Source organism: Pseudoxanthobacter sp. (genome assembly GCF_036822375.1).
Lineage (GTDB): Bacteria > Pseudomonadota > Alphaproteobacteria > Rhizobiales > Segnochrobactraceae > Pseudoxanthobacter.
In genome coordinates this window covers 1-6,831 of record NZ_DAISHT010000180.1, presented here as the reverse complement: position 1 = coordinate 6,831, position 6,831 = coordinate 1, and the positions used below count along the sequence as shown (strand labels likewise).

General features: G+C 71.1%; 6 protein-coding genes. All 6 read right to left on the bottom strand.

Annotated elements, in window-relative coordinates; genetic code table 11:
• A partial coding sequence (locus V7067_RS13985) for an ATP-dependent metallopeptidase FtsH/Yme1/Tma family protein (RefSeq protein ID WP_334176518.1) occupies window positions 1-307 on the bottom strand: 307 nt, incomplete at its 3' end.
• A gap of 230 nt (window positions 308-537) precedes the next feature.
• On the bottom strand, window positions 538-1,956 hold the full coding sequence (gene tilS, locus V7067_RS13980; protein WP_334176517.1) for a tRNA lysidine(34) synthetase TilS: 1,419 nt from the start codon (window positions 1,954-1,956) through the stop codon (window positions 538-540).
• 103 nt (window positions 1,957-2,059) lie between these two features.
• Complete coding sequence (gene ybgF / locus V7067_RS13975; protein ID WP_334176516.1) at window positions 2,060-3,196, bottom strand: tol-pal system protein YbgF; 1,137 nt, start codon at window positions 3,194-3,196, stop codon at window positions 2,060-2,062.
• A 385-nt stretch (window positions 3,197-3,581) separates the two neighbouring features.
• Window positions 3,582-4,079, bottom strand: coding sequence for a peptidoglycan-associated lipoprotein Pal (gene pal, locus V7067_RS13970; protein WP_334176515.1), 498 nt, complete (start codon window positions 4,077-4,079; stop codon window positions 3,582-3,584).
• A gap of 179 nt (window positions 4,080-4,258) precedes the next feature.
• The gene (gene tolB / locus V7067_RS13965; RefSeq protein WP_334176514.1) at window positions 4,259-5,629 is read right to left on the bottom strand and encodes a Tol-Pal system beta propeller repeat protein TolB; all 1,371 of its coding nucleotides are present in this window, start codon (window positions 5,627-5,629) and stop codon (window positions 4,259-4,261) included.
• A gap of 177 nt (window positions 5,630-5,806) precedes the next feature.
• On the bottom strand, window positions 5,807-6,831 hold a 1,025-nt coding region (locus tag V7067_RS13960), incomplete at its 5' end, for a cell envelope integrity protein TolA (protein ID WP_334176513.1).

Here is a 6,831-nt window from a genome sequence, read left to right as displayed (position 1 = left end):
GCGAGAAATTCTCGCCCGGCGGCTTGGCCGTGATGGTCACGCCCTTGGCTTCGAGCGAGTCGATATAGCTGGCATCGCGCGGGGCGAAGGTCTGGAACGTACCGCCGCGGTTGTAGGTGCCGGAGATCTGCTGATCGACGATGGTCACGGCCTTGACGTTCCCGTCGTTCACATCACCGAGGAACTGCGAGAACGGGATATCCGTGGAGGCCGAGCGGTTGCCCGGGCTCTGGAAGAGCTGGAACAGCGCGATCAGCAGGAGACCGATGATCACCCACAGCGCGAAGTTCCGAAAGGTATTGTTCATGGCCGGTCCTTCGCCATGGCGGGATCGGAACCCCGCCCTTCTGTTTCGGGCAAACATAGGTGCCGGGGCCGGCGATGCCAAGGGTGAAGCCGACGTTGTGTTGCGGGAAACAGCAGCCCCGCCGCCCCGCCCGCCCCCCGGCGCACCGCAGACAACGGCGCAGACGGCACCGTTGCCGGCAAGTCGTCACCGGCAGCTCGTCTCGGGCAAGCCATCACCGGCAGCTCGTCTCAGGCAGATCGTCTCGGGCAGCTCGTCTCAGGCAGATCGCGGCCGGCACCGGCCGCCTGCCAGCCGAAGGCCGGCACCGCGATCACCCGCCCCTGCCGCCACACCGCCATGAGCGGGCGCAGTGCTGCCGCCGGCACGCGCCCCGCCGCGCCCAGCGACGGCGCAAACCCCAGCGCACGCGCCGTGCCCGCCCCGAGGGGCGCAAGGTCCACGCCGGCCGTGGCCGAGGCCGGCAGCGACACCGACAGGCGGCGATCCCACACCGCCGTCTCGCCCGGCGCCAGCGACAGCCGCTCCAGCCCCTCGCGCCCGGCCTCCCGCCACAGCCACAGCCAGCCGCCGCGGCGGCAGAGCGTGACACCGCCGAGCGTGCGGGTCACCGCAAGGTGCGCCCCCTCAGGGCGGGTCACGGCAGAGCATGTCACGGCAGGGCTTGTCGCCGCCTCCGGACCGTCCGCGGCGGGCAGGCTGCCTTCATCGGCGCTCGCCCTTTCGCTGCCCGCCAGCAGCGCCGCGCAGGCGGCCTCCAGCCGCTCCAGCCGCGGGCCGTATTCGCCGCCGCCGACAGTGGCGATCAGCCGGGCAAGCAGGCGCAGGCGCACCTCCTCGTGCGCAGCGGCAAGCCGGCCGGCATCGAGGGCCACGACTTCCGGCAGCCTCGCCACGGACGCCTGCGCGAGCAGGGTGTCGGCCATCGCTTCGATGGCCGCGTGTGCGCGTTGCAGGTGGCGCGCGGTGGCGGCAAGGCGGGCGGCGGTCAGCCCTTCGGCGGCCAGTTGCGGCATCAGGCGGCGCAGGCGCACGCGCGCATAGGCCGGATCGTCGTTGGAGGGATCGTCGCTCCACCCGGTGCCGGCCGCGACGAGGGCGGCGCACAGCTGCGCCCGGGTGGCGGCCAGCAACGGACGCCGCACCGCCAGGCCGGGGCCGAGCGGCCGCACCGCGTGCATGGCGCCAAGGCCGGCAAGGCCGCTGCCGCGCGCCAGACGCAGCAGAACGGTTTCGGCCTGATCGTCCTGGGTGTGGGCGGTCACGATGGCCCCCGCCCCGGCCTCGCGCGCAAACGCGGCCAGCAGGCGATAGCGCGCCGCACGCGCGGCCGCCTGAACGCCGGCCTGCGGCTTTGTGCCCTGCCAGTGCAGGGTGCGGTGGGGCAGACCGAGGCGGCCGGCAAGGGCGGCCACGGCCGCAGCCTCTGCGGCAGCGGCGGCGCGCAGGCCGTGATCGACGGTGACCACGATGGCATCCGGCACCGGCGCATTGGCCAGCGCCCGCCAGCGGGCAAAAAGAACGGCCAGCGCCGTGGAATCGGAACCGCCGGAAACCGCGAGCAGCACGCGCGAATGGGCGCTCAGCGGATGAAACCAGCGCTGCAGGTCAGCGTCGGCGATGGCGGTGTCGGAAACGGACTCGGTCATGCTGCAAATCTGCCGGCTCAGAGCCGGCCGGCTTCGGCGGATACGACAAGGCGCCGGCACCGTCTTTCTGCCGCCTGCTGCCGTGCAGCGGCGGCGCGGCGCATCAGCAGCCGTTGCTCTTCTGCTCGGCCTTCACGCGGTCGCGCAGGGCAGCGGAGGCCTTGGGATAACGCGACAGCAGCTCCTTGAACGAGGCGCAGGCCGCGCTCTTCTCGCCCATGCCGTTCAGCGACAGGCCGAGCTTAAACAGGCTGTCGGGCGCCTTGCGGGCGTCGGGATGCTGGGTATAGCCCTCCAGGAAGGCGGTGGCGGCATCGCGGTAGTTGCCGCGCGAGAACAGGCTTTCGCCCAGCCAGTACTGTGCGTCGGGCTCCAGCCGGTTGCCGGGATAGGCGGTGAGAAACGACCGGAAACCGCTCTCGGCGCTGGCATAATCGCCGCGCAGGATGGCGTTGTAGGCGACATCGTAGGCCGCCCGGGGGCTGGAGGCCGGGCCGGGGTTGGCGGCAGCCACCTGCCGGGTGCCGGCGCCGGCATCGGGGGCGGCCGGCGCGGCGGGCATCGGCGGCACGTTGGTGCCGGCGGCATCCGCAGGCAGCGTGCCGAGGCTGGCGGGCGGCGCCCCGGCGGCGGGGCCGGTGGCGGCGGTGGCCGTGTCGACATCGGCGGAGGGATCGTTGGCGCGGATGAGGGCCGTCAGGTCCATCGGGCCGGCGCCGGCGGCGGCATCGGCGCCCGGCCCCTGCGCTGTGGCAACGTCCTGCGCGGAGATCGTGCCGGGGGCGGCCCCTCCCGACGCCGCGGCTGCGGCGTCGGGCTGGGTGGAGAAGCCGTCGGCGGCGGCAACCTGCGGGCCACCGCCGGGCGTGCCGGCATCCGATTTCTTCACCGGCTTGGCCGGTGCGGCCGGGGCTGCACCCTTGCCGCCTTCAAGCTGCTGGAAGCGGTATTCGTTGTCTTCCTGCATGCGCTGCAGCGACTGCTGCAACTGCTTGATCTGGAAATTCAGCTGTTCGATCTGGCCGTTCAGCGCCCGCATCTGGCTTTCCGCCTGATCGAGCCTGACCGACATGTTCGACATCTGGTTCTGGGTGGCGTTGTTGTTGCCGCCGAAAAGCTGGGCATTGGCAGCCCCCGGCGCCAGCAACAGCCCGATGGCCGCCGCCAGCGCCGCCAGCCGGCCGGCGCGCGCCGCGCGGCCGGGCGGCCGCACGCCCCGTGAAAACGTCCCCGACATCATCGCCTTGCCTGTCCCCTTTCGTGGAGCATTTCTTCGTGGAGCCTATTCCGGTGCATTCCGTGACGCCACTTCCGGCGCCCTCCGGCAACGCGGCCATCGCCGGCGCCCCGGGGCCGGCCCGTCAGAACGGAGGAGCCCTTTTACCATCGCGACGGCGGGCTGAGAGCGGCCCGCAGGCAACAGAACCGGCAAAGCGCGCGCAGTACCACCGGAATCAGGTCCCCCGACCCCGGTCCCTGCCGGGTTCGTTGACGAAATGTGAACGGGCAAGTTGGTCCAAAGTTTGGCCCCGGCCCGCACCGGGCCCGGAAACGGCTGCGGGCCGCCCCGCCGGAAACGGCAGGACGGCCCGCGAACCGATTCTTCAGGGCCGGACCGGCCGCGATCAGTTGGCGCCGTTCAGCACCGTGACCGCGCGGCGGTTCTGCGACCAGCACGATTCGTCATCGCACACCGCCACCGGGCGTTCCTTGCCGTAGGAGATGGTGCGCATGCGGTTGGCGGCAACGCCGCGGCTGGCGAGATAGTTGCGGGTGTTGGCCGCGCGGCGGGCGCCCAGCGCCAGATTGTACTCGCGGGTGCCGCGCTCGTCGGCATGGCCCTCGATGGTCGCGGTATACTGCGAGTAGCGGTTCAGCCACTGCGCCTGACGGTCGAGAGTGGCGCGGGCCTGATCGCTGAGATCGGTCTGGTCGACGGAGAAGAACACGCGGTCGCCGACGTTGACCACGAAGTCCTGCGGCGAACCGGGGGTGGCCTGACCGGCGGCGCCGCCGAGGCCGAGCTGGTTGGCGTTCTTGTCGGCGCAGGCCGAAACCGCGAGAAGACCGCAGAAGGCGGCCGCGAGCTTGATGGCGCGCCCCTGCGCCAGATAACCGATCATTGCGAGATCACTCCTGAGACATGCCGGGGTGCGGCAGGCGGGGGTTGTGTGTCCGTATGGTTAATAACAGGTCTTGGTTAATAGCAGGTCCTGCGCCTTTCGGCGCGTGACCGGCCGGCCACAGTGGCCGGCGATCTCGGCCGGTGCCGGCCATGCGCCGGCACCGGAAAGCGTCGGGCTCAGTCGAGCGAGGGCGACCAGGCCGGATCGGAGGCGAAGCCCGGGGTCTGCACGCGCTGCTCCATGCGGCCGGTGAGGTCCACCGTCCACAGCTGCGGGCCGCCGTTGGGGCCGCCGCCATCGCGGAAGAACATCAGCACGCGGCCGTTCGGCGCCCAGGTCGGGCCTTCGTTGTGGAAGCTCGACGACAGGATGCGCTCACCGGACCCGTCCGGCTTCATGACGCCGATCTGGAACTGACCGCCGCTCTGCTTGGTGAAGGCGATCAGGTCGCCGCGCGGCGACCACACCGGCGTCGAATAGCTGCCGTTGCCGAACGAGATACGGTTGCCGCTGCCGCCGCCGGCCGGCATCACATAAAGCTGCGGCTGGCCGCCGCGGTCGGAGGCGAACACGATCTGCGCGCCGTCCGGCGAATAGCTCGGGCTGGTGTCGATCGCCGCCGAATTGGTCAGGCGCGTAACCTGACGCGACCGCAGGTCCATCGCGTAAAGGTTGGCATTGCCGTCCTGCTGCAGGCTCATGACGACGCGGCTGCCGTCGGGCGAGAAGCGCGGCGCAAACGTCATGCCGGGGAAGTTGCCCAGCACCTGACGCTGGCCCGAGCCGAGGTCGAGCAGATAGACCTTCGGGTCGGTGTTGTTGCCGAACGCCATGTAGGTGAGCTGCTGGCTGGTGGGCGAGAAGCGCGGCGTCAGCACCAGCGTGTCGCCGGCGGTCAGCGCCCGCACGTTGGCGCCGTCATAGTCCATGATGGCGAGGCGCTTCACGCGCTTCGTCTTCGGCCCGGTCTCGGAGACGAAGGCGACGCGGGTGTCGAAATAGCCCTTCTCGCCGGTCAGACGCTCATAGATGGCATCGGCGATGATGTGGGCGAGCCGGCGCCAGTTGGCGGCCGAGGTGGTGAACTGCTGGCCGGCCATCTGCTCGCCGGCGAACACGTCCCACAGGCGGAAATCGGCCTGCAGATTGCCGCCGACGCTGGCCACCGAGCCCACCACCAGCGCCTGCGCGTTAATCGCGCGCCAGTCGGGGAAGCGCGGCACGCCGTTGGGATCGGTGATCTTCTCGATGAAGGCGGCCTGATCGATGGGGCGGAACAGCCCGGTGCGCGCGAGGTCGGCGGTGATGACCTGCGTGATCTGCGCGCCGATGTCGCCCTGCGAGACGAAGTTCGGCAGCGCAATCGGCATCGGCTCGACATTGCCCTGCGTGACGTCGATCTCCACCAGAGCAGCAGCCGGCTGCACAAGAGCGAGGCCGAGGGCTGCGGCCGCGGCAGCCGCAACCGCCAGCCGCCGCCCCCCGGCAAGGCCGGCCTGCATCGCCATTGTCAGGCGCGGCATTGCCATCGCCACATTGATCGTCATGGTGAACGTATCCCGAACAAGTTTCCGTACGGATTTGAACAAACGCAAATGCTGCAACCGCCGCCCGCAGGCCGCGGCCCGCAAGACCGGACCCGCTGCCCCGGCGCCGGCCCTGAGGCGGCCCCGGCAGCAGCATCGAACGCCAGACCCGGGGGCAGCCCGCCCCCGCAAAGACACTCAGCCCCCAAGCATCTCCCGCGGGTCGAAGTTGACCTTCACATCCCGCCACACATCATATTTCTCCGGCGGCAGCTTGTAGGGCTGGCACCGCATCACGGCCCGCCGCGCACTGTCCGCCGCCGCCCGGAAGAACGGGCTGGAGCCGGAATTCAGAACCTGCGGGCTGCCCATCACCGTGCCGTCCGGCGCCAGCTGCAGCTGCAGCACCACCTTCAGGTCGTCGGCGTCGGTGGCCCCCACCGGCGGGTTCCAGCACTGGGCGATCTGCGCCCGCAGCGCGTCAAGCTCGGTCTGGGTCAGCGCCCCCTTGCCCTTGCCCTTGGGCGAACCCAGCGCAACGGGATCCTTCGACGAGGCGGTGCCGCCGCCGGCCGGCTTGGTCTTGTTCAGCAGCGCCGCAATGTCGTCGGAGAAGTTCTTGTCGGCCGCCTTGTCCTGCGGCTTGGCCGCCGTCTCGGTCTTCGTCTTGGTCTCCGCCTTCGGCGTCGGCTTGGGCGGCGTCGGGGCGGGCTTCGGCGGGGTCGGCTTCGCCTGCGGCACCACGGGCTTCGGCGTCGGCGCCGGGGCGTCCGGCGTCTCTTCCTGCGGGGTCTCCTCAGCCGCCTGCGGCTGCGGCGGCTGCGGCGCCGGCTCGGCTTTCGGCTCCGGCGGGGTCGGTTCCGGCGGCTTCGGCGGCTCGGGCGGCTTCGGCGTCGGCGGGGCCGGCTCCTTGGAAGGCGGCGGGGGCGGCGGCTCGCTGGCCGCCGGCGTCACCGGCGCCTTTTCCGCCTCCGGCGTCGGCGGCGTATCCTGATCGGTGGTGGAATTGCCGACGTTCTCGCCCGGCCGGTCGCGATGCTTGGTCTCGATCGGCGAGGCCTGCGGCGCCTCGCTCTTCGGCGCCGTCTTCGAGCCCTTGTGGATGTTGGTCACATCCCCGATGGGCACCAGATCGACCGGCAGCGCGTCCACCGGCGCGGTCTTGAACGAATCCGGCGCAGGCAGCGACACCGTCAGCCATGCGAGGATGGCGACGTGCGCAG

Coding starts and splice junctions, on each gene's coding strand:
- tilS (WP_334176517.1), bottom strand. CDS start 1,956: ATGACCGAGTCCGTTTCCGACACCGCCATCGCCGACGCTGACCTGCAG.
- ybgF (WP_334176516.1), bottom strand. CDS start 3,196: ATGATGTCGGGGACGTTTTCACGGGGCGTGCGGCCGCCCGGCCGCGCG.
- pal (WP_334176515.1), bottom strand. CDS start 4,079: ATGATCGGTTATCTGGCGCAGGGGCGCGCCATCAAGCTCGCGGCCGCC.
- tolB (WP_334176514.1), bottom strand. CDS start 5,629: ATGACGATCAATGTGGCGATGGCAATGCCGCGCCTGACAATGGCGATG.